General features: G+C 62.6%; 18 protein-coding genes. 7 read left to right on the top strand and 11 right to left on the bottom strand.

Features of this window, described 5'->3' with window-relative positions; all coding sequences use genetic code 11:
* Window positions 1-13: 13 nt before the first annotated feature.
* Entirely contained in the window at window positions 14-1,381 is a 1,368-nt protein-coding gene (locus tag AC6IZO_RS04055) for a sigma-54-dependent transcriptional regulator (protein WP_497808271.1), read from the top strand.
* A 23-nt stretch (window positions 1,382-1,404) separates the two neighbouring features.
* Window positions 1,405-1,941 carry an archaemetzincin family Zn-dependent metalloprotease gene (locus tag AC6IZO_RS04050; protein ID WP_497808270.1) on the top strand — a complete coding sequence of 179 codons (537 nt, stop codon included), beginning with the start codon at window positions 1,405-1,407 and terminating at the stop codon, window positions 1,939-1,941.
* 5 nt (window positions 1,942-1,946) lie between these two features.
* Here the strand turns inward: AC6IZO_RS04050 and AC6IZO_RS04045 are convergent, their stop codons facing one another.
* On the bottom strand, window positions 1,947-2,789 hold the full coding sequence (locus AC6IZO_RS04045; RefSeq protein ID WP_497808269.1) for a dimethylarginine dimethylaminohydrolase family protein: 843 nt from the start codon (window positions 2,787-2,789) through the stop codon (window positions 1,947-1,949).
* 10 nt (window positions 2,790-2,799) lie between these two features.
* Window positions 2,800-4,158: a GTPase gene (locus AC6IZO_RS04040; RefSeq protein WP_497808268.1), complete on the bottom strand. Its 1,359-nt coding sequence runs from the start codon at window positions 4,156-4,158 to the stop codon at window positions 2,800-2,802.
* A 394-nt stretch (window positions 4,159-4,552) separates the two neighbouring features.
* Between AC6IZO_RS04040 and AC6IZO_RS04035 the strand changes: the two genes are divergently transcribed.
* Window positions 4,553-5,044 (top strand): chemotaxis protein CheW, encoded by a 492-nt coding sequence (locus AC6IZO_RS04035; protein WP_497808267.1) that lies wholly within the window; start codon window positions 4,553-4,555, stop codon window positions 5,042-5,044.
* A 196-nt stretch (window positions 5,045-5,240) separates the two neighbouring features.
* Here the strand turns inward: AC6IZO_RS04035 and scpC are convergent, their stop codons facing one another.
* From scpC to AC6IZO_RS04015, 4 genes are all read right to left on the bottom strand, one after another.
* Window positions 5,241-6,779 (bottom strand): succinyl-CoA:acetate CoA-transferase ScpC, encoded by a 1,539-nt coding sequence (gene scpC / locus AC6IZO_RS04030; RefSeq protein ID WP_497808265.1) that lies wholly within the window; start codon window positions 6,777-6,779, stop codon window positions 5,241-5,243.
* Between the two features lie 75 nt (window positions 6,780-6,854).
* On the bottom strand, window positions 6,855-8,390 hold the full coding sequence (locus AC6IZO_RS04025; RefSeq protein ID WP_497808263.1) for a rhomboid family intramembrane serine protease: 1,536 nt from the start codon (window positions 8,388-8,390) through the stop codon (window positions 6,855-6,857).
* Between the two features lie 182 nt (window positions 8,391-8,572).
* Entirely contained in the window at window positions 8,573-9,064 is a 492-nt protein-coding gene (locus tag AC6IZO_RS04020; RefSeq protein WP_497808261.1) for a DinB family protein, read from the bottom strand.
* Window positions 9,065-9,134: 70 nt separating this feature from the next.
* A complete protein-coding gene (locus tag AC6IZO_RS04015; protein ID WP_497808258.1) occupies window positions 9,135-9,794 on the bottom strand; it encodes a hypothetical protein in 660 nt (219 codons plus the stop codon).
* Window positions 9,795-9,932: 138 nt separating this feature from the next.
* Between AC6IZO_RS04015 and AC6IZO_RS04010 the strand changes: the two genes are divergently transcribed.
* Window positions 9,933-11,090, top strand: a complete 1,158-nt coding sequence (locus AC6IZO_RS04010; RefSeq protein WP_497808256.1) for a hypothetical protein — start codon at window positions 9,933-9,935, stop codon at window positions 11,088-11,090.
* Window positions 11,083-12,288, top strand: a complete 1,206-nt coding sequence (locus AC6IZO_RS04005) for a glycosyltransferase (RefSeq protein ID WP_497808254.1) — start codon at window positions 11,083-11,085, stop codon at window positions 12,286-12,288. The genes AC6IZO_RS04010 and AC6IZO_RS04005 overlap by 8 nt, the downstream gene beginning before the upstream one ends.
* A gap of 58 nt (window positions 12,289-12,346) precedes the next feature.
* Here the strand turns inward: AC6IZO_RS04005 and AC6IZO_RS04000 are convergent, their stop codons facing one another.
* Together AC6IZO_RS04000 and AC6IZO_RS03995 are read right to left on the bottom strand one after the other, a co-directional pair.
* Complete coding sequence (locus AC6IZO_RS04000; protein WP_497808252.1) at window positions 12,347-13,180, bottom strand: Fpg/Nei family DNA glycosylase; 834 nt, start codon at window positions 13,178-13,180, stop codon at window positions 12,347-12,349.
* Window positions 13,180-17,910, bottom strand: a complete 4,731-nt coding sequence (locus AC6IZO_RS03995) for an Lhr family helicase (protein ID WP_497808250.1) — start codon at window positions 17,908-17,910, stop codon at window positions 13,180-13,182. Before AC6IZO_RS03995 ends, AC6IZO_RS04000 begins: the two co-directional genes overlap by 1 nt.
* 524 nt (window positions 17,911-18,434) lie before the next feature.
* On the opposite strand from AC6IZO_RS03995, the gene AC6IZO_RS03990 reads away from it, so the two are divergent.
* The gene (locus tag AC6IZO_RS03990; RefSeq protein ID WP_497808248.1) at window positions 18,435-19,361 is read left to right on the top strand and encodes a hypothetical protein; all 927 of its coding nucleotides are present in this window, start codon (window positions 18,435-18,437) and stop codon (window positions 19,359-19,361) included.
* Window positions 19,362-19,442: 81 nt separating this feature from the next.
* Here the strand turns inward: AC6IZO_RS03990 and AC6IZO_RS03985 are convergent, their stop codons facing one another.
* Window positions 19,443-20,183 carry an RNA methyltransferase gene (locus AC6IZO_RS03985; RefSeq protein WP_497808246.1) on the bottom strand — a complete coding sequence of 247 codons (741 nt, stop codon included), beginning with the start codon at window positions 20,181-20,183 and terminating at the stop codon, window positions 19,443-19,445.
* A gap of 34 nt (window positions 20,184-20,217) precedes the next feature.
* Window positions 20,218-21,945 carry a methyl-accepting chemotaxis protein gene (locus AC6IZO_RS03980; RefSeq protein WP_497808244.1) on the bottom strand — a complete coding sequence of 576 codons (1,728 nt, stop codon included), beginning with the start codon at window positions 21,943-21,945 and terminating at the stop codon, window positions 20,218-20,220.
* 367 nt (window positions 21,946-22,312) lie between these two features.
* Here AC6IZO_RS03980 and gdhA point away from each other — a divergent pair, with 367 nt between their 5' ends.
* Window positions 22,313-23,713 carry an NADP-specific glutamate dehydrogenase gene (gene gdhA / locus AC6IZO_RS03975; protein WP_497808242.1) on the top strand — a complete coding sequence of 467 codons (1,401 nt, stop codon included), beginning with the start codon at window positions 22,313-22,315 and terminating at the stop codon, window positions 23,711-23,713.
* Between the two features lie 165 nt (window positions 23,714-23,878).
* Here the strand turns inward: gdhA and AC6IZO_RS03970 are convergent, their stop codons facing one another.
* Window positions 23,879-25,093: an acyltransferase family protein gene (locus AC6IZO_RS03970; protein ID WP_497808240.1), complete on the bottom strand. Its 1,215-nt coding sequence runs from the start codon at window positions 25,091-25,093 to the stop codon at window positions 23,879-23,881.
* Window positions 25,094-25,176 lie beyond the last annotated feature (83 nt).

Below are 25,176 nucleotides of genomic sequence, written 5' to 3'. Positions count from 1 at the left end.
CAAGGGGCGAGCTATGAGCGAATCCAAAGGTTCATTGCTGATTGTGGATGATGAGCTGAGTGTACGCGACTCGCTGGGCAAATGGTTCCGCGAGGAAGGCTACGACGTCTGCACCGCTGACAGCGCCAGCGAAGCGCTGCTGCGCATGGCCGAGCGCCGTTGGGACTGCGCGCTGCTCGACATCAAAATGCGCGGCACCGACGGCATTGAGTTGCAGAAGCGCATGCACGAACTTGACGCGGAGATGATCTGCATCATGATGACCGGCTACGCCTCGGTGGAGACTGCGGTGGCGGCGCTGAAGAACGGCGCGTATGACTACGTGACGAAGCCGCTCGACCCGGACGAGATTTCGCACCTGGTGGCCAACGCCATGTCTCACCGGCACACGAAGGAAGAGAACGTGCGCCTGAAAGAGCACCTTGAAGAAGCCACTCGGCCGAACGAGATGATTGGCCAGAGCACGGCAATGAAGAAGGTGTTTGATGCGATCGAGACCGTCGGCCCCACGGATGCAACCGTGCTCATTACCGGCGAGAGCGGTACCGGCAAGGAACTTGTGGCGCGCGCCATACATTACGCCAGCCCGCGCCGCTTCCACCCGCTGGTGGCCGTGCACTGCGGTGCGCTCACGGAGACACTGCTGGAGAGCGAACTGTTCGGCCACGAGAAGGGCGCATTCACCGGGGCGCAGTACCGCAAGAAGGGCAAGTTCGAGATCGCCGAAGGCGGCACCATCTTCCTGGATGAAATTGGCGACATCAGCCTGAAGACGCAGACCGACATGCTGCGCGTGCTGCAGGAACGCGAGATCACGCGCGTGGGCGGCAACCAGACCATCAAAGTCGACTTCCGCTGCGTGGCCGCCACCAACCGCCCGCTGGAGCAGATGATCGACGAAGGCAAGTTCCGGCCCGACCTGTTCTACCGCCTCAATGTCTTCCGCATCGAGCTGCCGCCGTTACGCGACCGCCGCGAGGACATTCCGCTGCTGGTCAACGCCTTTGTGCGCAAGTTCAGCCGCGAGATGAGCAAGCGCATTACTCGCGTGAACGTGCACGCCATGGACATTCTGCAGCAGTACGACTGGCCGGGGAACGTGCGCGAGTTGGAAAACGCCGTGGAGCGCGCCATGGTTGTGGCGCAGGAACCGGAGATCCGCGAGCAGGACTTCAGCCTTCGTGCCAGCGCCCAGGTGCTGGGGCCGGCCGCGGTGGACGGCAAGACGCTGGACGACATTGAGAAGGCGCACATCATCCGCGTGCTGGAAGAATGCGGAGGCAACCAGACGCGCGCCGCCGAAGTGCTCGACATTGACCGCGTCACGCTCCACCACAAGCTGAAAAAGTACGGCTGGACGAAATCGGGCACACTGGCCTAGTGTGAAGGAAGGTCCCGGGCCGGATGAAGGGCATTCAACTACTGCCGATTGGCGCTCCGCATCGTCCCCTGCTCGAATGGCTTGCCGCCGAGCTGGGAACGGCCTTCCGCGTGCCTTGTGAAATCGTAGGGCCGGCGCTCCAGCCGAATCTTAGCTTCCATCCCGAGCGCGGCCAGTACCACTCCAGCGAGCTGCTGCAGCGCATGCAGGGCTATGTGAACTGGAACACCTGGCGCATCCTCGGCGTCACGCAGGTAGACCTTTACGTGCCGGTGCTGACGTTTGTGTTTGGTGAAGCGCAGATGGGCGGCAAGTGCGCGCTGGTGAGCTACCACAGGCTAATGCAGGAGTTTTACGGCCTTCCGGCGGACATGAACCTGCTCTCGCGCAGGTTGCTGGTGGAGTCCGTGCACGAACTGGGGCACACCTTTGAGCTGACGCATTGCTCCGACTACAGCTGCGTCATGGCCAGTTCGCACTCGGTGGAATGGATCGACATCAAGGAGTACACTTTCTGCCCGGCGTGCGCGGCCAAGGCGCAGGCCGTGGTAAAGGTTTAGCAAGCTCAGGGCAGCATCGTCTTCAGGCACGAGATTGAGCCGCCTGATTTTTCAAACTCCGAAGTCTCCACCAGCACAGGTTCCAGATGCTCGGCAGCGAGCGCGCGTTCAAGGCTTGGGGTGAGCGCAGGCGTCAGGTAGCGTCCGTTGATGGCCACACCGTTGCAGACAAAACGCAGCGCTTCTTCCCTCGTTACCTCATGGGTGCGCACGCGGCTGCGCAACTCGCGCAGAGATTCCGTGGCGATGGCCCCCGGATAGAGCAGCACACAGTCCGGAGCCAGCGGGCACAGGCAGGTATCCAGGTGGAAGAAGGTGGGATTGATCAACTCGAGCATGGTCACGTTGATTTCCAGCTCGCGCATCATGCTGGCGAAGGTCTCCACCCCACCCAACGTGGAGCGATGCCCATAACCGGCCCAGATTCGCTCGTAATCGAGGTTCCAGAGCAGGTCTCCGCCGCCTTCCAGAAAGTCGCATTCATCCAGCCCAAGGTCGAGAATGCGGTAGCCGTTGCGCTCGAACCATTGTGCGTAATACTGCACCTCGGGGCGGCGCGACTCATGCAGCATGGCGCTGGGAACCATGAACGTGCGATCGTCGCGGTCCACGCCCACAAAACTCTGGTTGGCGGCAAAACACATATCCTCCAGCCCCGGCACCGGGTCGAGCACATGAACTTTCACGCCTGCCTGCTCGAAGGCCAGGCGCAGGGCCTGCCATTGCGATTCGGCACGCGCGCGGTCCACTTTCTGCAGGCCGCGCATGAATGGGTTCTTTACTTCCAGAACATCAAAGTAGGTTGGCTTGCAAAGCAACGCACTGGTCATCTGCTTCGCACTGGTCATGGCTGGGTCCTTAGGGTGCCTCGGTAGTCATCGAGGACATCTCACTGTTCAGCTCGCAACGGTGGCTGAACTCCTCGATCACCTGGGTCAGATTGAACGGCGAGACTTCTTCCACGTCGTAGAACACACGCATGCTCGGCTGCGCGATGCGAATCACCTTCTGCAACTCGACCGGCGTGGCCACCAGCACAAGGTCGCAGGGGATACGCGCGATCGTCTCTTCCATCTCCTGCGTCTGCTGAGTGCCGTAGCCCATCGCGGGCAGCACCGGCCCCAGATGCGGATACTGCTGATAGAGGTCGGCGATGCTGCCGACCGCATACGACCGGGGATCAATCAGTTCGGCGGCCCCATGCATGCGCGCGGCCGCAGCACCGGCCCCTTCGGGCATGCCACCGTGCGTGAGCGTCGCTCCGTCTTCCACCACCAGCACACGCTTCCCAGCAATGTCCGACGGCATACGCACGCTGAGGCGGCTGACGGTTTCAATGAGCCGCGCGTTGGGCGCGTAGCGACGGATGTTCTCATGAACGCGCGCAAGCTGCTCCGGGCTGGCGCTGTCCACCCGGTTGACGATGAGCACGTCGGCGCTGCGTAGATTGATCTCGCCCGGATAGTAGGCCACCTCGTGTCCCGCACGGAGCGGATCAACTACAACGATTTGAAGATCGGGCGCAAAGAAGCAGGTATCGTTGTTGCCGCCATCCCAGACGATGATGTCGGCCTCCTGCTCGGCGTGCGAGAGGATCGCTTGGTAGTCAACACCGGCATAAACCACGGTGCCGTCGACGATGTGCTGCTCGTTCTCTTCGCGCTCCTCTAGCGTGCATTGCTTGCGGTCCAGATCCTCCAGGGTGCTGAAGCGCTGGCATTGCTGCGCGACAAGGTCTCCATAAGGCATGGGATGGCGCACCACCACCGGATGCAGCCCCAACCGCCGCAAGCCGCGTACAACGCGGCGCGAAACCGGGCTTTTGCCGCAGCCGGTACGGACTGCGCAAACCGAAATGACGGGAACGCGCGAGATCAACTGCGTGCGTTGCGGAGCAACCAGCCGGAAGTCCGCCCCGGTGCACAGTACGCGCGAAGCCAGATGCATCAACTCGTCGTACGAAACGTCGCTGTAGGAGAACACCGCCTCATCCACTTTGAGGTCGTGGATGATACCTTCGAGGTTCTTCTCGTCGAGGATGGGAATGCCCGACGGGTACATGCAGCCGGCCAGCTTGTAGGGGTAGATACGCCCGGCGATATTAGGCACCTGGGTGGCGGTAAACGCCACCACCTGCTCATTGGGATTATGGCGGAACAGCACGTTGAAATTGTGGAAGTCGCGACCGGCAGCACCGAGAATCAGTACGCGTCTCATGGTCTTGCGTCTCCAACGGCGGGGAGCAGGCGGGCAGCGGACAATGGCACAGACAATCCGAGAGGGCACGCCTCCTAGGCCATTATGAGCATCGTACTTTCGTGACCACCGTGTCGGTGAGTGGAGTCACAGGGCAGGGTGAGGCGCGATGAACCGCACGGTGATGATGTCGTTTCGAGGCACTTCCCGCAATCGAACACACGCACGCCCATGCCCATTCAGGAACCAGCCAGCGCCATTCGCAGCGTCACGATTCACCCCGCGCGCCAATCTGCCGAAGAGATAAGTGGAAGCGGTTGCCGTGTGGCACGTCCCCGGAGAACCGGCCGCCCGCAGTGCGCCCCGAGCGCGATGCGGGAAGAAGAAATCCAAGTTCGACTGATGGAGGGAGACGATGGCACAGACCTCTGTGACCACAAACAACCCGGCGGAGCTGCTTCAGCTCGTGAGCTTTCACGTGGGCGAAGAGGAGTTCGGCCTCGACATACTGCGCGTGCAGGAAATCATCCGTACCCAGCAACTGACGCGCGTGCCCAATCTCCCGGAATTCATTGACGGCGTCATCAACCTGCGCGGCAAAGTCATCCCCGTCATAGGCCTGCGCAAACGGCTTGGCCTTAACCCGGTCAACGCCGACAAGAAGACGCGCATCGTGGTGGTGGACGTACACGGACAGGTGCTCGGCTTCGTGGTCGATTCGGTCAGCGAGGTGTTACGCATCCACCAGGACACGGTGGAGCCAACGCCGCGCCTCGGCAAAGTGGAACGCGACTACATTGCGGGCGTGGGCAAGCTGGATTCGCGCCTGCTGCTGCTGCTTGACCTTGACCGCCTGATGACCGACTCGGAAGTGGTCTCGGCCACCGATCCTTCTACCGTTCAGTAAACGGTCAGGCCGGCATTGCCGCTGCTGCAGAACCTGGCGCAGCGGCTCCCCCGGCCTGCATTTTCAAGGTTAGCGCTTCCTGAGCGCGCAACTGGAGGCACCGCCACTGGCTCTATGGGCTGCGGGCGGTGCCTTCCTGTGACTGCAAAACAAAAGCCCCGGACGTATCCGGGGCTTTCTCGTATTGCAGATTCGCCTAATCGCGCTGCGGCATCATACGGCCGGTACGCAGGTAGCGCTCATGCCAGCTCAAGGCCTCGCCCAGCAGATGCGGCGTGTGCTTGCCGTAAGCCAGGTCGGTCGCGCGCTTCAGGTAATCCTTCAGCAGCGGACGGTAGTCCGGGTGCGCGCATTTCTCAATCACCAGCTTGGCACGCTCCTTCGGCGAAAGACCACGCAAGTCGGCCAAGCCCTGCTCGCTGACCAGCACCTGAACGTCATGCTCGGTGTGGTCCACGTGCGAAACCATGGGCACGATGGTCGAGATATTGCCCTTCTGCGCCAGCGATGGAGCCATGAAGATGGAGATGTAGCCGTTGCGGGCGAAGTCGCCCGAGCCGCCAATGCCGTTCATGATGCGTGAACCCATGATGTGCGTTGAGTTCACGTTGCCGTAAATATCGGCCTCGATCATGCCGTTCATGCAGATAACGCCGAGGCGGCGGATGATGCCCGGGTTGTTCGAGATGTCCTGCGTGCGGAGCACAATCTTCTTGCGGTATTCCGACATGTTCTTGCGGACCTTGTCGAGCATCTCCGGCCCGAGCGAGAAGGCCGTGGCGGAAGCCGACACCATCTTGCCGCTGTCGAGCAGCCCGACCATGCCGTCCTGAATCACCTCGGTGTAGGCGGTTAGGTTCTCAAACTTGCCGACCTGCAGGCCGTAGAGCACGGCGTTGGCAATGTTGCCGACGCCCGACTGCAACGGCAGCAGATTCTCCGGCAGGCGGCCCTTCTTCACTTCCCAGTCAAGGAACTCGAGGATGTGCCCGGCGATCTGCGCCGAGCCTTCGTCGGCTTCCTTGAAGGCCGAGCTGCGGTCGGGCGAGTTGGTGGGCACCACGGCCACCACTTTGTCGAGCGGCACACGCAGGTAAGGCTCGCCAATGCGCTGCCCGGCGGAGACCAGCGGTACCGGCTTGCGATGCGGCGGCGCATCCAGCCCGTAATAGATATCGTGCATGCCTTCGATATCCATTCCCTGCCACGAGTTGACCTCAAGGATGACCTTCTCGGCACAGTCGAGCCACGCCTTGTTGTTGCCAAGCGAAGTCGACGGCACCAGGCGTCCGTCTTCAAGAATGGCGGTAACTTCCAGAACCGCAAAATCGAGCTTGCCAAGGAAGCCATACTCGACCATCTGCGCCACATGGCTCAGGTGGACGTCCATGTAGTCCATTTCACCGGCGTTGATGCGCTTGCGGGTCTCCGGGTCGGACTGATAGGGCAGCCGAAGCTGCACGCCGCCGGAGCGCGCCAGTGCGCCATCCAGCTCAGGGCCGGTGGAGGCGCCGGTGAAGACGCTGACCTGGAATTTCTCGCCGCGCACCTGCATCTCTGCAATGCGCGCCGCCAGGTTGAGAGGAATTTCCTTGGGATAACCGGAGCCGGTGAAGCCGCTCATGCCAATCTGGTCGCCGTGCTTGATCAGCGCGGCAGCCTCCTTGGCGCTCATGATGCGGCCCTGCAGTTCCTTATTGAGTACACGATTGGTGGTGCACGGAGTCGTAGACATATTAGTGCCTTCTGTTCGTATGAGGTAATTTCAAAAGAAAGAAGAAGACAGCTTATGGCGTGACCCGGTCTGGCGTCAACCGGCAGGAACGATGGCAGCCCCTCCGGGAGGCGACGTCAGCGCGGCGCTGGCCTCTTTCATGCCAATCGCGACCGCGTCCTCCAGATCAAGATGCGGCAATGGAGACCGTTCCACCGCGCGGTAGAGCGCCAGAGCCTGCTGCGGGCGGTGAACCTTGCGCAACGCCAGCCGTGCGGCCGACATCAGCGCCGTGAGCGACTCGCGCTCCTCCGGCCAGTTCTCCGCCGCCTGCTGATACTCGCTGAGCGCCGGCTCAAAGTCTCCCCGCTCCTCCAGACCGCGGCAGACGTAGAGCCAGGTGGAGAGCGGCAGGCGCTCGCCACCGGCGTTGAGGTAGTCGTCGTAATCCTTGAGGACGGCGGCAAAGTCGCGGTTTGCGCCGTGGAAGTCGCACAGGGCAACCGTAGCTGCCAGGTAATCCGGAATCTTGCTCTGCATCCAGAGCACGTCGCGGCGGGCCACCAGCGCCTGCTCCGAGCCGGGATGCTCGGCGGCATACTGATCAATCGCGGCCAGGGCCTCCTCCGGCTTGCTCTGCGCCATCAGTTCCTGCGCCTGCTCCAGCGCCGGATTGCGGTCCGGGTTGAGCTGCGTCTCGATCTCGTCGTTGATCCGGTGCTCCAGACCGGACTTGTAGATGGCGTAAGCCGCCGCCATACCGAAGGCAAAGCCGCCAACGTGCGCCCAGTGGGCCGTGCCGCTGGAGCTTCCGCCCAGAAGGCCGTAGAACACCTCCAGCAGCACCCAGAGCGGCAGCAGCCAGAAGGCTTCCAGCGAGAAGGTGCGGCCCACGCTGCGGTAGAGGATCATCCGGGTGATGCCGAACATCCACATCATCCGGATCTTGACCTTCGGGAAACGGATGAGGAAGGCGCCCATCAGCGCGGCAATGGAGGCACTGGCGCCGAGGGTGGGCGTGATGCTGCCCGCGTTGAACATGCCGTGGACGAGGAACCCGGCGGCACCGCCGACCACATACATGGCGGCATAGAGCCAGCGCCCCCACGCCTCTTCCATCACGATTCCGGCCAGCCACAGGAACCACATGTTCCCGAGCAGATGCAGAATGCCTCCGTGGAGGAAGCTGGCGGTGATGAGCGAATACCACGTTGGATGCGCCGGAACGTAGGCGTATTTCTCAAGCGGCGAGCTGTCGGCGGCCTCTTTGAATTGGCTGGCCAGAAAGTCCATCTCCGCCTGCAACTGGCCGGTATCTTCCATCAGGCGGATCTTGGCGTCCCACGCATCCTCAACCTCGCGGTTCGGGTTCGACGCCTGCTTCCACACCTCAGGCTTATGCCGCTTCACGTCATCCAGCATCGGCTGGACGTTGGGAGGAATCGTCAGCTCCGGATGCCCGGCCGCAAGCATGACGATGTGCCCGCGCAGCTCGCGAACATCCGGCGAGTCCTTCTGCTGCAGGCTTCCGTAAGACAAAACAAAGATCAGAACGTTTGCGACGATGAGGCCGATGGTGACCACAGGCCACCGCCGCGCCTCCATATTTTCATGCCCGATTGGGAGCAGCATTCTCCACCCTTCCTGCCATGCCCGCTGCTGCGTGCCACGCTTCCATTCTGCCGCTTGCGCCGCGCAGCCTCAATCGGGAAGAACCTGCCTGTGCACCGGAAGGTCATGCCCGCGACCGTCCTTCTGTGCATGGAGTCATCTATCTGCGTATGAAAATGAGGCTCGCGCTAAGTGGAGCTTGCCTACTTGAGCCAGCGCGTCCAGATCTCGAACTTCACCACGTCATCGAGCGCGATGCCGCTCTGCTTCAGTGCCAGCATCATCTGGCCCCGATGATGGGACTCGTGCGCGATCAGCATGGCGGCGTAGACAGCCGGCGGCTGCTTGCGCAGCAGAGTGCCTGCCTGCTCCGCCTCCGCAATCATCTTCTCCACCGCCCGCGAGGAGGCTCGAAGCGCCTGTGCCAGTTCCCTGCGGCTTGGCTCGGCGTCCTTCGCGAACAGAACCATCCCTTCCTGATACCGCCGCAGCGGGCCGGTCATGTGCTCAAAGCGCGCATTGTGCAGGTGGGCAAAGTTGCGGCGGACGGTGCGCCCGCGCGAGGGCTGGCCGTTCTTCAGCAGAGGCAGCGCCTCCAGACCGGCGTCCGGAATCTTCTCCAGCAGGTAGAGGTTGATCTCATTGTGCCGCCGCCAAGCCAGCACCAGAGGCGATTCGTCGATTGCATGGGTCATGAGTGTGCTCCGGCACCATTCTAGGCGATGGCACTGGCAGTGTTGTGCCGCGGAGAAGACATCCAGATGATCAGGCTTCTGTTTCCGCCGTACGGCGCAGCACCGCTGACATTCGTACCCAGAGCCACATGGGAGCTGCACTGAGAAAGCCAGCGACCAGTCGCGGCATGCGCGCCATGTCGCGCCCCAGCGTGTCGCCTTCGCCACCCGTAAGGAGCGCGCCACGCCGCATGATGTAGAGATTGAACAGCGAGGAAAGCGTGGAGAAGACACCCGACATGATGAGGCTGATGGTAAGCCTCCGCATGCCAGTGTAGTAGTGCACGGCGCAATCGAGCGTCAGCAGTCCCGCTGGAAGCACCCCGGCGAAGATGACCCGGGAGAGCCACTCCGGCTTGGAGAAGCGTAGCGCCTGCGTGAAGGAGCCGTAAACGCCGGAGACCAGCGCACTGAACACGGCCTCCACCGCGACCGCAATGGAAATGTCCCACCAGCCGCGCTTGATGGTCGCCAGCAGGAAGATGAAGCCGCGAATGATGGCGCTCAACAGGGCGGACTTCCAATTCCACTGCACGACGAGCGTGCGTGCTGGATGACGCGCCAGGTCTGCCAGTGCCGCGGCGACGGTGATGCTGTGAGAGTGTGGATTGTCCAGAACTTCAGCCATCTCCAGCCAGTATAGGAACCGGCGCTGCAACGCGATGTAAAAAGCTGGTGAAGACATTTTCATCGAACTCTCTTTCAGCACTCACACGCTGTTTACCTTTGGAACGCAGACTATCTCCATCAAACGGCACATTCATGGGGTCCAACGGCAGCCGTAGTGCCAAGGCCGAAGGCGGAGCTGTAAGTATCCAAGGAGGTTCGATTGCGGAGCAACGTCTCTTACTACTGGAGCGAGGCGGGCGTCTGCCGCCGTTACCACACCGCGATTTCTCTGCACAGCCACACCAACCAGTCGCGTGAATCCCTTCAGTTCTTATGGGTGCTGGCTCGCAAATGTGCGCCGCTGCGATGGATTCTGAATGCGCAGCAGGCACGTGCCGGCCGGTGCTCCACGATCAAAATGGACCTTGCTCGTGGGTACTGGACACCGCCGCTGAATGCGCTGCTTGCGCATCGTCTTGAAGCCGGACAAATTGAGAACAAACTTGGCCTGCGCGCGATTGTCTCCCTCAGCGACCACGACAGCATTGCTGCTCCCAAGCTGCTCCGAGTGGTGGAACAACACCGCGACACGCCCATCTCCGTGGAGTGGACGCTGCCCTATGCAGAAGGAGCATTTCATCTGGGCGTGCACAACCTTCCCGCCGCGCACGCTGAACTTTGGATGAACCGGCTGGCGGCCTACACTGCGCAGCCCGATCCGGCGCGGCTGCGGGCCATCCTCTGCGACCTTCACGCTCTCGACGACGTGCTCGTCATCCTCAATCATCCGATGTGGAACCTCTACGGCCTGCCGGATGAGCGCTTTCACTATTTGCTGAAGGACTTTCTCGCGAGCCACTCCCAGTGCATTCATGCCTTCGAGCTGAATGGGCTGCGCACCTGGCGCGAGAACCAGCAGGTGGCAGAACTGGCCGGGCACTGGAACCAGATTCTTATCAGTGGCGGCGACCGGCACGGCTGCGAACCAAATGCAAACCTGAACCTGACCAACACGACCAGCTTCGCGGAATTCGCGCAGGAAATACGCGTACGGCGCGTAAGTCACATTCTGTTCATGCCGCAGTATGCAGACCCGTTTGCCGCGCGCTGCTTTCAGACGTTTCTGGATGTGATTCGCCACAACCCCGACATGCCTCCGGGCGCGCAGAACTGGGACGACCGCGTTTTTCATCCTGATACCAACGGCGAGATCCGTCCGCTCTCGGCGTTGTGGTCCGCGCCGCCCCGGTTTCTTCAGCATCTGTTCGCCACCGCTTCCCTGCTGGAACACGGACCCGCCCTCCGCTACCTGGCACAGGCCGGACGCAAGCAGTTGACGCTCCGGCTGAGCAACCACACGGAGGCGGCTTATGACTAACGGCATTCGCGTGGCGCTGTTTCCCGACTCCTACCATGAGGTCAACGGCGTGGCCAACACGGTGCGCCGCTTTGAGGGCTATGCCCGCTCGCACGAGTTGCCCATGCTGCTGATCTGTGGAGGCGAACAAACACGCCGCGTCGAAGATGGCAGCGTGACCCGCTGCGAATTCCGGCGCGGACGGCTCTCCTTCGGACTCGACAAGGACCTCCGCTTCGATCTGGCATTCCTGCGTCACTACGGCGCAATTCTCGACGCACTGAGTGCGTTCGCGCCCGACGTGGTGCACGTAACGGGGCCGAGCGATGTCGGCATCGCCGGAATGACGGCGGCGCATGAACTGGGCATCCCGGTCGCCGCCAGTTGGCACACGAACATTCACGAATACGCCGCGCGACGCATGGCGATGCTCAGCGGCGGCAACGAGGTGGTCTCCGGCACCGTGCAGGAGGCGAGCTTCGCGCTCACTGCCCGCTATTACAAGATTGCCCGCGTGCTCTTTGCACCCAATCAGGAGCTGATGGACCAGTTAAGTGCGGCAACCGGCAAGCCGTGCTTTCTCATGTCGCGCGGAGTGGATACCGAAGCATTTGCGCCGAGCTTCCGCGATCGCAACGAGGATGGAGAGGTCGTCATCGGCTATGTTGGACGGCTGACCACGGAAAAGAGCGTGCGCGACTTTGCGCGGTTCGGGAGTGCGCTGGAAGCAGCGGGCATCGCGAACTTCCGCTTCGTCTTTGTCGGTCAGGGCAGCGAGCAGCAGTGGCTTGCCGCCAACGTGCCCAATGCGGTGATGGCCGGTGTGCATCGTGGCGCGGAGCTCGCGCACCAGTACGCAGACTTCGACATCTTCGCCTTCCCCTCCCGCACGGACACCTTCGGCAACGTCGTTCTGGAAGCGCTTGCCTGCGGCGTGCCCGCCGTCGTTACCGATGCAGGCGGGCCAAAATTCATTGTTAAAGATGGGCATACAGGGTTCATCGCCACGGATGCCGAACAATTCTCCACGCGACTCATTGAGCTTGCGCGTGATGCGAACCTGCGCCGCCGCATGTCGATGGCCGCGCGTGAGGCAGCCTTGCGCGCATCTTGGGACTCCGTCTTCGACTCGGTCTATGAGACCTACCGGTCTCAACTCGGAATCACAGGCGCAGCGGCGCCACGGACAGTCAACGGCCTCGCGCAGCCTGTGGTTTAACTCGTCTTCTCTTTGCAGCGCTTGCCGGGTCGCAAGGCCCGGCGCTTTTTCGGCGGGACTACCTCATTGGCTGGCACACTGGACACCAGAAGGTTACACGCGCATCGGGCTTTTGCTTCCGAACTTGAATCAGAGTGCCGCACACGCGGCACGGCTCGCCTGCGCGTCCGTAGACCCACAGGCTCTCCGACGGATTGCCGCGACCGGTGGTGCGGCGATAGCCGTTGTAGGTGATGATGTGATCCTGGCCTTCACTGACAACGTTCGCGCCGAGATACTGCCGTGATGTTTCCACCAACGCGCGCAACTCTTCGATGCTGAGGCTGTCCACCGTGCGGAACGGATTGATGCGCGTGCCGAAGCACACTTCCGACTTGAAGACGTTGCCGACGCCCGCCATCAGCGATTGCCGCAGCAGCGCATCTCCAACTTCCAGCTCCGAATGCCCACGCAGATTGCGCAACGCCTGCGTGGCGTCGAATTCTGGCGTCAGCAGGTCCGGCCCAAGTTGCGAAAGGCCCCGCCGGCGCTCCAGTGTGCGAGCGGTGTGGAACTCCGCCACCTGCACGCTGAAGCAGACGGCAACGATGGTCTCCGTGGAGATGACGATGCGCATGGAGGAGTGAGCCAACCGCCAGCGCTCGCCCGGACGGTAGATGTGCCAGCTGCCGCTCATCAGCATGTGGGTCAGCAGAATCAGGTCGCCGCTGAATTCCATGACCACCCACTTGCCGCGCGCGGAAACCTCCGTGATTGTCCGGCCACACAGCGGCGCGTCTTCATCCACGCGCGCCAACTTGGGCAACATGGTCTCAAAACCGGTCACCACCTGATTCGCAAGCGCACGCTGAAGAGTGCGCGCCGTGCGGAAGATGGTATCGCCCTCCGGCATCAGTCAAGGTCCTCGGCGTCATCTTCCGGCTCGAGCGATTGCGCTGCGTTGTGCGAAATTCTCCTCATCTGGAAGCCCAACGCGGTGGCAACAAAACCGCAGCGCACGAGGAACTCCGCAAGGAAGTGCTCGCGCGCAGGCGCATCGTTGATCTGCTCGATCATCAGCCCCGTTCGCAAGGTCTGATGGGCAATCGCCACATCGGCGAGCTTTCGAGCCAGCGCCTCCGCATAACGCGTGCGCTCCGGCTCGTCTTCGGGCAGGAAGACACGAATGGAGGTGTTGCGCCGGCGCAGGAATGCCGCGAGCGCACCATTGACCATGATCACGCTGGCTCCGGCGGCACGCGCCATGCCGTGCGACGTCTCCTCTTCCGGCCGTGGCCACGGCAGCAGTGCGCCATAGGGGTTTGCGGGATCGTCGGCGGCTAGATAAATGGCCTCGGGTGTGTCCGGCTCCGCGCGCAGTGACCGCAGCATATCCACCGCTGCCGGGGTGGCGAACTGCGCTGCACCCAGCCCGGCGACAAACATTCCGCGTCGCACCCAGCCGCTGTCCTCCATCGTTCTCAACGCGGGATAGATCGAACTGTACCCGCCCGGAATGCCCTCGCTCACCGCCGTCTCGCGCATCACAATTCCATACCTTGCCAACAACTGCTGCGCCACGGCTGCCGACCACTCTGCCGCCCTTGCGCCCACAGCTGCAAGCGCGGAAAGCGCGTTACCCATCTCCGCGCCTGCGGCTGGCAGGTGCCCAGCACCGTTTCCCAATTCCGCAGCATGTTGCACCGCATCCACCGAGCCCACGCGCTGCGCCATAAGCGACCAGCGCCCCTGCGCGGCCACCGTGCCGGTACTACGCGAGCGGAAGCGCCGCAGAAATTCGGGAGAGCCTGGGCGGGGATCGTCGCGATGCGCACGGGCCCGCCGGTCCTTCTCCGGACGCAGCAGCCCGCGCAGCGGCTGCAGACTGTCATTGGTCGCCATGCCCGCCCACACCAGCTCCCACAGCGCTTCCAGCGTATCTCCCGGGAAGCCGCCAGCGAGCGATTGCAGCTCAGGGAAAAACAGTGCGCCGCGCGCGGCAAGCAGCTCGCGCACCTGTTGCGCGCGCTCGCTCAACTGCGGCTCCGGCTGTGCCGGAGGCAGCAACGAAGGCAACGCCCCCGTCAGGTACAACGCAACGCGGCCATCGTGTTCGCCCAGCCGCTCCACCCCAACCCAGGCTACCTCGCCCGCAGACATCAACACGTCGAGGTCTCCTGGCTTGTACCCCTGCACGCGTGCCGGAAGAATTTCGCGCTCAAGCTCCGAGGCAGGCAGTGCCGCGCCCTGTAGCTGTTCAATCGCGTCGAGCAATGCCTCCATGCCACGGCGTGGCGCGGTGATGCCCTGCCAGCGCGTTACCAGCCGCGCAAACGTGCGCTCCTCCACCGGTTCGATCTCGCGGCGCAGCTTTGCCAGCGTCTTTCGGCGGATCGAGCGCAGCACCTCCGGCTCACACCACTCGCGCCCCGCGCCACCCGGCCGGAACTCGCCCTCCAGCAGACGTCCTTCTCCATGCAGCGTACGCAGCACAAGCTCGGCCTGTGCCTCTGCCACGCTGAAGCGCGCTGCCGCCTGCCGCGTGTTGAATGGCCCATGCGTGCGCGCAAAGCGACGCAACAGCGAGAGCAGCGGCTCTGCTGCGCGTACCAAGTAGGCTTCCGCCAGCCCCGGCGGCAACGGCACACCGAGCGCATCGCGGTAACGCGCCGCGTCCTCCACGGCGATGAAGCGTTGTTCCGCCCCGATCCGTACACGCACCACGCGACGCGCCTGTACAAGCTTTTCCACCGAGCACGCAACCTCCGCGCTCTCACAACGCGCAGCGAGCTCCGCCTCGCTCAGGTCTCCCAGACGCAGCAGGAGATCATGCACGCCATCCATGTGACGGGCGCGATAGCCCTCGGCGAGCGACTGCAACTGCGTCTCCACCTCGTCGATGGCAGCGGCATCGAGCAACTCGCGCAGATCGTTGTCGCCGAGTAGTTCCTCGAGCTTCGACTGGTCAATGGCCAGGGCCTGCGCGCGGCGTTCCGCCAGCGGCGCATCGCCGTCGTAGATGTAGTTGGCGACGTAACCAAAGAGCAGCGACGAGGCGAACGGCGAAGGCGTCTGCGACTCCACGCTCGTCACGCGGATGGCGCCCTTCTGAATCTTTGTCAGCACGTCGCCAAGCGCCTGCAGGTCGAAGACATCCCGCAGGCATTCGCGGTAAGACTCCAGCAGAATTGGAAACGACGGATAGCGCGCGGCAACATTCAGCAGATCCGCCGAGCGTTTACGCTGCTGCCACAGCGGCGTGCGCCCATTGGGCCGCTTGCGCGGCAGCAGCAATGCGCGCGCCGCCGACTCGCGGAAGCGCGCGGCAAACACAGCCGTCGTGGGCAACTGCCGCAGCAGCAGCTCGCGCACTTCGCTCGCACGCGGGAACAGCAAATCCGTGTCGAGCGTCTCATCGCTGTCCGGCAGGCGCAGCACAAAGCCGTCGTCGGTCCACATGGTCTCCGGCTGCAGGCCGCGCTCATGCTGCAACTGGGCCGCCACGGCCATGCACCACGGAGTGTGGACGCGCGCACCGAAAGGCGTGAGCACGCAGATGCGCCAGTCGCCAAGCTCGTCGCGGCAGCGCTCTACAACAATGTCTTCGTCGCTCGGCACGCGGCCGGTGGCCAGAGCCTGGTCCTCCAGGAAGCGCAGCAGGTTCTCTGCCGCATTGCCATCCAGGCTGTGCTCCTCCACCAGTTTGGTGTAGGCCACGGGGCGCGGCATGCGGACGAGTTCGCGCGCGAGCTGGCCAATCTTTTCGCCAAACTCCGCCGGACGCCCCGGATCGTCTCCATGCCAGAAAGGCATCTTGCCCGGCTCGCCGGGCGCGGGTGAAACCACCACGCGGTCATGCGTAATCTCTTCAATCCGCCACGTGCTGGCGCCGAGCACGATGGTGTCGCCGGTGCGGCTCTCGAAGACCATCTCTTCGTCGAGTTCGCCAACCCGCGCGCCACCGCGAGCGGCTCCGGCGAGAAACACGCCATAAAGCCCGCGGTCGGGAATGGTGCCGCCGTTGATGATGGCAATGCTGCGGGCGCCCTCGCGCGGCAGCAACATGGCATTCACGCGGTCCCAGGTGAGGCGTGGACGCAACTCCGCAAATTCATCCGACGGGTAGCGACCGGCAAGCATGTCGAGCACGCCCTCAAACAGCTCGCGGGAGAGCGCGGCGAACGGCGCGGCGTGGCGCACCACGGCAAACAGCTCCTCCACCTTCCACGGCTCAAGCGAGACCATGGCGACAATCTGCTGCGCCAGCACGTCGAGCGGATTGCGCGGGTAGTGAACGCTCTCCACCTTGCCGTCATACATGGCGCGCGTGATGGCGGCGCAGGCCAGCAGGTCGGCGCGAAACTTGGGAAACACGGTGGCGGTGCTGACGGCGCCGACGCTGTGACCGGCGCGGCCCACACGCTGCATGCCGCTGGCCACGGAGGGCGGCGACTCCACCTGCACCACCAGGTCAATGGCGCCCATGTCGATGCCAAGCTCCAGTGACGAGGTGGCAACCAGACCGCGCAGGGTTCCCATCTTCAGGCGATCTTCAATTTCACGCCGCTGCGGCATGGCCAGGCTGCCGTGGTGCGCGCGCACCAGCACCTCGCCCGCGAGTTCATTCAGCGCGCCGGAGATGCGCTCGGCCAGCCTGCGGCTGTTGACGAAGATGAGCGTGGAACGATGCGACCGCACCAATTCGAGCAGTTGCGGGTGAATCGCGCTCCAGATGGACGGACGCGCGGGCGGCGCTGAGGCCGGGCCGCTGGGCAGCGGGTCAATCTGATCGAGCCGCGCCATGTCCTCCACGGGCACTTCCACGCGCAGCTCCAGCGTCTTCTTCTCGGAGGCGTCAACAACGGTGACCGGGCGATAGACCGGCCCGCGCGCGCCGCTCTCGAACTCGTGTGCCGCATCTTCTTCGGCGGCCTCCGCGTGGCCCTCGGCAGGCTGCGCCGCGCCTCCGAGGAAGCGCGCCACCTCATCCAGCGGGCGCTGCGTGGCCGAGAGGCCGATGCGCTGCAACGGGTGCCCGCAAAGGTGCTCCAGCCGCTCGAGCGTAAGCGCTAGGTGCGAACCGCGCTTGCCCGGCACCATCGCGTGGATCTCATCGACGATGACGGTCTCGACGTGGCGCAACGCCTCGCGCACGTTGGAGGTCAGCATCAGGTAGAGCGATTCCGGCGTGGTGATCAGGATGTCCGACGGATGGCGGCGGAAGCGGGCGCGCTCGCGCGAGGGCGTGTCGCCAGTGCGCAGCGCAACGGTCGGAACGTGATGATCAATGCCCATCTGCTCGCTGATGCGCGCAATGCCCACGAGCGGCGCGTTCAGGTTGCGCTCCACATCCACAGTGAGCGCCTTGATGGGTGAAATGTAGACAACGCGGCAGCGCTCCGCTTCCGGCGGTACCGGCCGGAACATGAGACGGTCAATGCACCAGAGAAACGCCGTCAGAGTCTTGCCAGTGCCCGTGGGAGCCAGAATCAGGCTGTTGCCCCCAGAGGAGATGGCCGGCCAACCCAACTGCTGCGGACGCGTGGGCGCGGCAAAAACGCTGGTGAACCACTCGCGCACGGCGGGATGAAACCGCGCGAGTGGATCATGCGTTTCGGGTTCGTGCGCGTTGCGGGAGGGCATCGGAAGTCCGCGTCTATTGTAATTTGCGGAAGCGGCCGCGGAGCACGACGCAGGTTGCGGCGATTCCGAGTGAGACGCTCCAGATTCCGAGTGAATTCGTCCGCACTGCACTCAGCCCGCAAGATAACCTGTGGATATTCCCCGGTGCGCTTGGCAGGTGCGATTTCAGGCCCTGTGCCGCATATCCGGCGCGATAACCCGTTACTTTCCCGGCACCATTACCCATCTCGCGGTGATCTATATCACATCATAATTTTTAATCCCTTTCTTAGAATTCAATCCGTGGGCAAGGACAAAGGGGATGGTGCGTCTGAAGGCCTCACTCGTCTGCCTTTCTCCTGCTTTCACAAAGAACATCATTGAACACTACGGTTTCGAGGATTTCTGACGACCTCGAAGGCAGGACTGCGAACTGTACGCGCGGTGACCGGGGTTCTCTGCCCGGGACGCAAGCGTGGCGGTACCGCAAGTTCAAGGTGATTGCAATTTTTGTTGTTCGATTGCGCTAAGGAGAAAGTAAAACAATGAAACTGATTTCGCGTTTTGTGCTGACCCTGGCGGCGGTGGCCCTTCTGGCCACGTTTGCGTCCGCTCAGGGCTTGAACTGGGATGGACAGACCGGCGCCCTGCTGACCCCCTTCGCCTACACGGCGAGCGCTCCGGCAGGCAAGCTCGGCAAGCCTGAAGTCGCCTTCCACTACCTGAACGGTGGTTCGGTGCTCGGCAACTTCTACCAGTTCTCGGTTACCGAGGGCGTTGGCAAGCGTTTTGAAATCGGCCTGACCCAGTCGCTCAGCTCGACGAGCGACAATGCGTATTCCGTCCTCTTCGCAGGCGGCTACACCACCTTCCACGGCAAGTTCACCGTGGTTCCGGAGAACGCCGGCAAGACCAAGTGGATTCCGGCTATCGCCGTGGGCGCAACCGGCCGCTTTGATGACGGCCGCGGAGCCTATAATCTCGTCCACTCGACCTTGGTTGCTGAACCGGGCATCATCGGTGACGCACGCACCAAGAATGCGGACTTCTACGTTGTGGGCACCAAGACCATCACGCAGATCAAGGGCCTGCCGATCGTTCTGAGCTTCGGCGAAAAGATCACCAACGCCTCCATCCTCGGCATTGCCGGCGCGGCTGGCAGCAAGAATGGTGAAAACCGTTGGCAGGGTCGCCTGTTCGGCGCCGCCGCCTTCGTGGTGAAGGGACCCAAGAAGTCGACTCTGATCTTCGGTTCGGAAGCGGTTCAGCAGCCCAAGTACCTCGAGTACATTGGCGAAGGCGTCAACATTCCGACCTCGCTGAGCTACTTTGTCCGTGTGGTCCCGAACCTGAAGAACACCCCGCTGCAGGTCGATCTCGGCGTGGTGCAGGCTGCCGGCAATGTCTCCCCGTTTCTGCCGGACCTCAAGGCTCGCCACCAGGTTGGCATGGGCATCTCGTACCACTTCTAAACTCAACTGGAAACAGCAACGGCAGCGTCGCATGGCGCTGCCGTTTTTCTTTGCCATCGAGTTTTCAATCCAGCTTTTGCGCTACTCGCCGCGCGTCGCTTCCAGCTTCCACAGCAACTGGCGCAGCATTCCCAGCCAGAGTCGCGCGTCCTCGGCGCTCATCTTTGTGCGGCGGATCAAGCGGCGCAGCTTCAGGGCTGTCACGGCCTCCGACTTCGGCTGAACATAGCCGCTCGTTCGCAGCGCGCTCATCAGCACCTCGGTCATGCGCTCCTCGTCGGCGGCCTCGGCGGGCGCGTGGCGAGGGGCAGGCACCTTGAGGTCAACACCGGCCCTCACAAGCTCCCACAGGCAGACGGCAGCCGCCTGCCCCAGGTTCATCGACGGGGTCTCAGGCGTGGTGGGGATGGTGAGCAGCCAGTGGCAGTAAGCGAGGTCTTCGTTCGCCAGCCCGCGCTTCTCGCAACCGAGCAGCAATGCGGCATTGGCGCGCAGGGCATGACGGCGGAACTTCTTCATCCCTTCCGGCAACGGAAACAGCGGTTGATGCAGCTCGCGGTAACGTCCGGCGGTGGTGCCCACCACCAGCGAACAATCGGCCACGGCCTCCCCAACGCTCTCAAAGACCCGCGCCGACTGCATCAGTTCGGCGGCGCCCACGGCCGACTGCGCATCGCGAAAGGCAAGCTCATAGGGCGCCACCACGCGCAGGTCATGGACGCCGAAATTCGCCATGGCCCGCGCCACGGCACCGATGTTCAGCGGATTGCGCGGAGAAACCAGCACCACGCGCACATGTTCAGTAAGAGTCGATTCAGCCACGCACCCATCTTAGCCCAAGCCGCGCCTGCTTCGACTATTGTGCCCACTGGCTCGCGCCTGGAGATCGCACCACCGGCAGCGCCGCGCCTCTCCACTGCTCGCCGTCGCTACGCGTCGAGCTTTCCCCGGTGGTTTCAAACGTGGTGGTGATCTGCGTCAGGCTCGACGCAATTTCATTTAGTTCGCCGCAGGCATGCGAGGCCTGTTCGGAATCCGCCGCCGAGCCGGAGGCAATCTCCACCACCCGGTCGAGCTGACCGCGAACCCGTTCGGCATCGCCATGCTGATGGTCGGCAGCCTCGGCAATTTGCAGAATCATGGACTGCGTGCGCTCTGCGCAGCGGATGATCTCCTCCAGCGCGGAGCCGGAGTCCTTCGTCATCTTCAATCCCTTTTCGACTAACTGCGCGTTCTCCTGCATCTCCTGCGCAGCCTTCACGCTGGAATCCTGCACGGTCTGCAGGGTACTGGCGATTTCATGCGTGGCGGCCGTGGTGCGCTCGGCCAGCTTGCGGACTTCGTCGGCCACCACGGCAAAGCCACGGCCCTGCTCGCCCGCGCGTGCAGCCTCAATGGCAGCGTTGAGGGCCAGTAGGTTGGTCTGGTCGGCAAGTCCGTCGATCGTCTCGAGAATTTCTCCGATACGTGCGGCGCGATCCTTGAGTTCGCGCACGTCGGCCTCGGTCTTCTGTACCGAGTCCGCGATGGCGGACATGCAGTCGGAAGCGCCGGTCACCACTTCTCCCCCGGTACGCGCAATGCGCGTCGTCTCCTCGGCGGCCTGCGCTGCCTCCTGCGCGTGCTGCGAGACTGAGCCAATGTCGGAAACGATGGCATTCATCAGGCTCGAGCTTTCAGAGAGTCCCTGCCGTTGCTCGTCGGCACCATGCGCCACGCGTGCGGCCCCGCGCGAAATCTGCTCGTTGGAGGCAGCCAGCCGCCCCACGTCACCCGCAATGTGCCGCAGCAGGTCGTGCAGGCTTACGCGCATCTTCTCCAGGCAGGCCATCAGGCTGTCACTATCCCCCGGCTCAACCGTGACCGGCTCCGCAAGGCGTCCGTGAGCGATCTCGCGCATGGTTCGGGTGGCGCTGGCAGGCTCGCCGCCAAGCTCGCGGAACACCGACCGATACAGCATCGACGAAATTGCGAACAGCACGACGCAGGCGATGAACACATAGGTTGCCGCGCCGGCGGCGGTCTTCTGCCAGGCAGCCGTCACATCGTCAATGTAAATGCCGGTACCAATCACCCAGTTCCACTCGGGCACACCACGCACGTAGGAAAGTTTGTCGACCGGCTTATCGGCACCGGGGCGCGGCCACTGGTAGCGAACATAGCCTTCGCCCTGCGCCTTGACGGCAGCCACCATCTCGACAAACAGCAGCTTGCCGTTCGGATCCTTGTAACCGGAAAGATCGCTGCCATTCATGCTGCTCTTGATGGGATGCATGACCATGCGCAGGTTGAGGTCGTTGATCCAGAAGTAATTCGCACCGTCGTAGCGCAGCGCGGCAATCTCGGCCAAAGCTTTCTTCTGCGCATCTTCGCGGCTCAGCGTGCCCTGCCGTTCCTGCCCGCGATACTTCTCCACAATGGAGAGCGGCAACTGCACCAGTTGACGCGTGTGCGCCTTCTTCTGCGCAAGAATGACCTGGTGCTCCGACCACAGCCAGCAAACGGCGATGCCCAGCACCGTGGCGGCCGCCAGCCCGACCAGCATTTTCAGTTTTGACTTCAGGCTCAACTGTTCCAGTGACATGGCTTGTCCCTTTTGTGTGCAGCAATTCCCTGTTTTGCACATCGGCAATGAGGGCGCGTAGCTGAAGCGGCAAATGGGAACTGGGACACGGAAGTACCCGGCTGTCCCGAACTGAAACCTTCCGTCCGTAACTACGAGGATTCCCGTACCGTCGCCATCACTGCGCGGGGTGATAATCGTCACCGCGCAAATGCACGACCGGGCCTTAAATGGTGCGTTTGCCTGAGTAGGGTTTCCCTCTTCCCTGGAGGGTGACCAGCGGTAACGGCGACCTGGGGTCGAGGCCCTGGGCGCATAGCAGTGAAAGTGCTCACCGGGCAACGAACCGGGATGCACTTCAACAGAACGCTCCGAGGAGAGCTCGCTTATGAGTCTTGGAACGATGTACCCGCCCGCCATCAAAACCCCGACTGAATACATTGCTGACGTAATGGCCCAGGTGAAGGCGAAGAACCCCGCCGAGCCCGAATTTCACCAGGCCGTGCAGGAAGTGTTCGACTCCCTGCGTCTGGTTCTCGAGCGTCATCCCGAATACATCTCGAACCACATCCTTGAGCGCATTGTGGAGCCCGAGCGCGTGCTCATGTTCCGCGTTCCCTGGTTTGACGACCAGGGCAATATGCAGATCAACCGCGGCTTCCGCATTGAGATGAACAGCGCCATCGGCCCTTACAAGGGCGGCCTGCGCTTCCATCCCTCGGTGAACCTCGGCATCCTGAAGTTCCTCGCCTTTGAGCAGGTCTTCAAGAACTCGCTGACAACCCTGCCCATGGGCGGCGGAAAGGGCGGCAGCGACTTCGATCCCAAGGGCAAGAGCGATAACGAAGTGATGCGCTTCTGCCAGAGCTTCATGACCGAACTGGCGCGCCACATCGGTCCGGACACCGACGTCCCGGCCGGCGACATCGGCGTGGGCGGCCGTGAAATCGGCTTCCTCTTCGGACAGTACAAGCGCCTGCGCAATGAGTTCAGCGGCGTGCTCACCGGCAAGGGCCTGAACTGGGGCGGCTCCCTCATTCGTCCCGAGGCCACCGGCTACGGCTGCGTTTACTTTGCGCAGGAAATGCTGAAGACCCGCAAGGACACGCTCGAAGGCAAGGTCTGCCTCGTCAGCGGCAGCGGCAACGTTTCGCAGTACACGCTGGAGAAGCTGCTCGACCTCGGCGCCAAGCCGGTCACCTGCTCCGACTCCAACGGCGCCATCTTCGATCCGGATGGCATTGACCGCGAAAAACTGGCGTTCATCCTCGAGTTGAAGAACGTCCGCCGCGGCCGCATCCAGCAGTATGCGGAGAAGTTCAAGAAGGCCATCTACATGCCAGTGGACGGCAAGGGCGACTGCAACCCGATCTGGAACATTAAGGCCGATTGCGCTTTCCCGAGCGCCACACAGAACGAAATCAACGCCAAGGACGCAGCGAACCTGCTGAAGAACGGTGTGAAGCTGGTGTCGGAAGGCGCCAACATGCCTTCGACGCTCGACGCCACCCGCCTGTTCCTTGAGGCTGGCATCATGTACGGCCCGGCCAAGGCAGCCAACGCCGGCGGCGTTGCCACCAGCGGCCTGGAGATGAGCCAGAACTCGATGCGGCTGGCCTGGACGCGCGAGGAAGTCGACGATCGTCTGCACAAGATCATGATCGCCATCCACAAGAACTGCTTCGAGACGGCCGAGAAGTACGGCACGCCGGGCAACCTCGTCAACGGCGCCAACATCGCCGGCTTCGTCAAGGTCGCCAACTCGATGCTCGACCAGGGCTTGGTGTAACAGGCGCGGCCAGCCGGAGCGCCCGCGAATGGCGCATGCCCGGCAGGTCTGCCCGAGGAAACAGTTCGCGTAACTTCGAACCTGGAGTTACCCTCGCGGGGTGGTCAACCAGCCACCCCGCTTTCCTTTGGGTCGCGCCGGACTGATCTCCCTCCTGCAGATACCTTAGAGAGACTCCGCCGCAAGAGATTGGCGCTCCTGCACCAGTGTTGCTTTCCGTTCGCGCCAGGCAACCCAACGGCGCCCCGCTCGTATTGCCGGCTGCTCAATCCATCTCCACGTAAGCCAGCTGATCGGAACACAGATCGCAAGCATGAGCATGAGGGTGAGCACGAGCCCCGGCACACGATCATTGAGCAGCACGCCCAGGAGCGAGTTCGTCTTCACATCCAGCCAGTTGAAGTAGTGCTCCACGATGGCTGCTATCAGACAGTGCACGAGATAGAGACTATAGGATATCTTTCCCAGAAATACGGTCACCCGATTTACAAAGATGCGCCACGGATGGATGGCCAGCGCCAGGAGAAAGGGAAGAAACGCAAACGACGCGGCGTAGAGCTTGGAATTGCGCATGGGGAATTGAGACGCAAACAACACCGCGCTGAACAGCAGCAGCACCAGTGACAGTTCCCTGCTGTGCGCCTTGAATGACTCACTCTCGAATGCCACGCGCAAATGCTGCTTCCAGAGGAAGTAAGCGAGCACGCCCATCATGAACACGGGAAATTGAATGGGGAACGAAGTGAAGACGATCACTTCCTGCAACCGCTTGTCCGCCAGGTGCCGGGCCACGGTCCAGCACGTCACGCCACAGACGAGTGCGCTGCCAACGCACATGATGACGGCATGTGTCACTTTATGGATGCAGGCAAAGACTGCGGGAAACGTGAGGTAGAAGAGTGCCTCCACTCCCACGGACCATCCACCCGGCACCAGGCCTGCGGAGGCTTTTGCACTCAGTCCATGCATCATCAGAAGGCCCAGCAGATAATCCACTGCCCCAAGCCTGACGACGGGCACCACGCCGACCACGCCATGAAAGACGAGGCGGTTCACCACCATCACGGCATAGTACATTGGCGCGATACGGAAAAAGCGCCGGATATAGAAGTTCGACCAGCGGAACCGCTCCCCGGAACGCCCGTCCATCGTGTAAAACAGCGTGAACGCGCTGACCAGATAGAACAGCTGCACTCCGCGCTGCCCGGCGAATCCAATCTCCCACTGCGGATTGTTCTGAAGCGAGAGGATGGTGCAATGAACCAGAACCACTCCGAGAACGGCCCAGCCACGCAGCGCATCCAGATACGCCATATGTCTTGGTTCTGGGACTCCTGCACACGCCAAAGTGCTCCCTGCCTGCACACTCCGCTGCTGCATCTGTAAAACGCTCCTGTTTGAATGCGGATTGAGATTCGCTTTGGGGGGAAGTCCCTGACACTATAGCGCAAGCCGCCGCGCCG

Source organism: Oryzophilus luti (genome assembly GCF_059726245.1).
This window is presented reverse-complemented; position numbering and strand designations above follow the sequence as displayed.

Excerpts from the sequence above, each read along its gene's own strand:
- AC6IZO_RS04055 (WP_497808271.1), top strand. The coding sequence starts at position 14 with ATGAGCGAATCCAAAGGTTCATTGCTGATTGTGGATGATGAGCTGAGT.
- AC6IZO_RS04050 (WP_497808270.1), top strand. The coding sequence starts at position 1,405 with ATGAAGGGCATTCAACTACTGCCGATTGGCGCTCCGCATCGTCCCCTG.
- AC6IZO_RS04045 (WP_497808269.1), bottom strand. The coding sequence starts at position 2,789 with ATGACCAGTGCGAAGCAGATGACCAGTGCGTTGCTTTGCAAGCCAACC.
- AC6IZO_RS04040 (WP_497808268.1), bottom strand. The coding sequence starts at position 4,158 with ATGAGACGCGTACTGATTCTCGGTGCTGCCGGTCGCGACTTCCACAAT.
- AC6IZO_RS04035 (WP_497808267.1), top strand. The coding sequence starts at position 4,553 with ATGGCACAGACCTCTGTGACCACAAACAACCCGGCGGAGCTGCTTCAG.
- scpC (WP_497808265.1), bottom strand. The coding sequence starts at position 6,779 with ATGTCTACGACTCCGTGCACCACCAATCGTGTACTCAATAAGGAACTG.
- AC6IZO_RS04025 (WP_497808263.1), bottom strand. The coding sequence starts at position 8,390 with ATGCTGCTCCCAATCGGGCATGAAAATATGGAGGCGCGGCGGTGGCCT.
- AC6IZO_RS04020 (WP_497808261.1), bottom strand. The coding sequence starts at position 9,064 with ATGACCCATGCAATCGACGAATCGCCTCTGGTGCTGGCTTGGCGGCGG.
- AC6IZO_RS04015 (WP_497808258.1), bottom strand. The coding sequence starts at position 9,794 with ATGAAAATGTCTTCACCAGCTTTTTACATCGCGTTGCAGCGCCGGTTC.
- AC6IZO_RS04005 (WP_497808254.1), top strand. The coding sequence starts at position 11,083 with ATGACTAACGGCATTCGCGTGGCGCTGTTTCCCGACTCCTACCATGAG.
- AC6IZO_RS04000 (WP_497808252.1), bottom strand. The coding sequence starts at position 13,180 with ATGCCGGAGGGCGATACCATCTTCCGCACGGCGCGCACTCTTCAGCGT.
- AC6IZO_RS03995 (WP_497808250.1), bottom strand. The coding sequence starts at position 17,910 with ATGCCCTCCCGCAACGCGCACGAACCCGAAACGCATGATCCACTCGCG.
- AC6IZO_RS03990 (WP_497808248.1), top strand. The coding sequence starts at position 18,435 with ATGAAACTGATTTCGCGTTTTGTGCTGACCCTGGCGGCGGTGGCCCTT.
- AC6IZO_RS03980 (WP_497808244.1), bottom strand. The coding sequence starts at position 21,945 with ATGTCACTGGAACAGTTGAGCCTGAAGTCAAAACTGAAAATGCTGGTC.
- gdhA (WP_497808242.1), top strand. The coding sequence starts at position 22,313 with ATGAGTCTTGGAACGATGTACCCGCCCGCCATCAAAACCCCGACTGAA.
- AC6IZO_RS03970 (WP_497808240.1), bottom strand. The coding sequence starts at position 25,093 with ATGCAGCAGCGGAGTGTGCAGGCAGGGAGCACTTTGGCGTGTGCAGGA.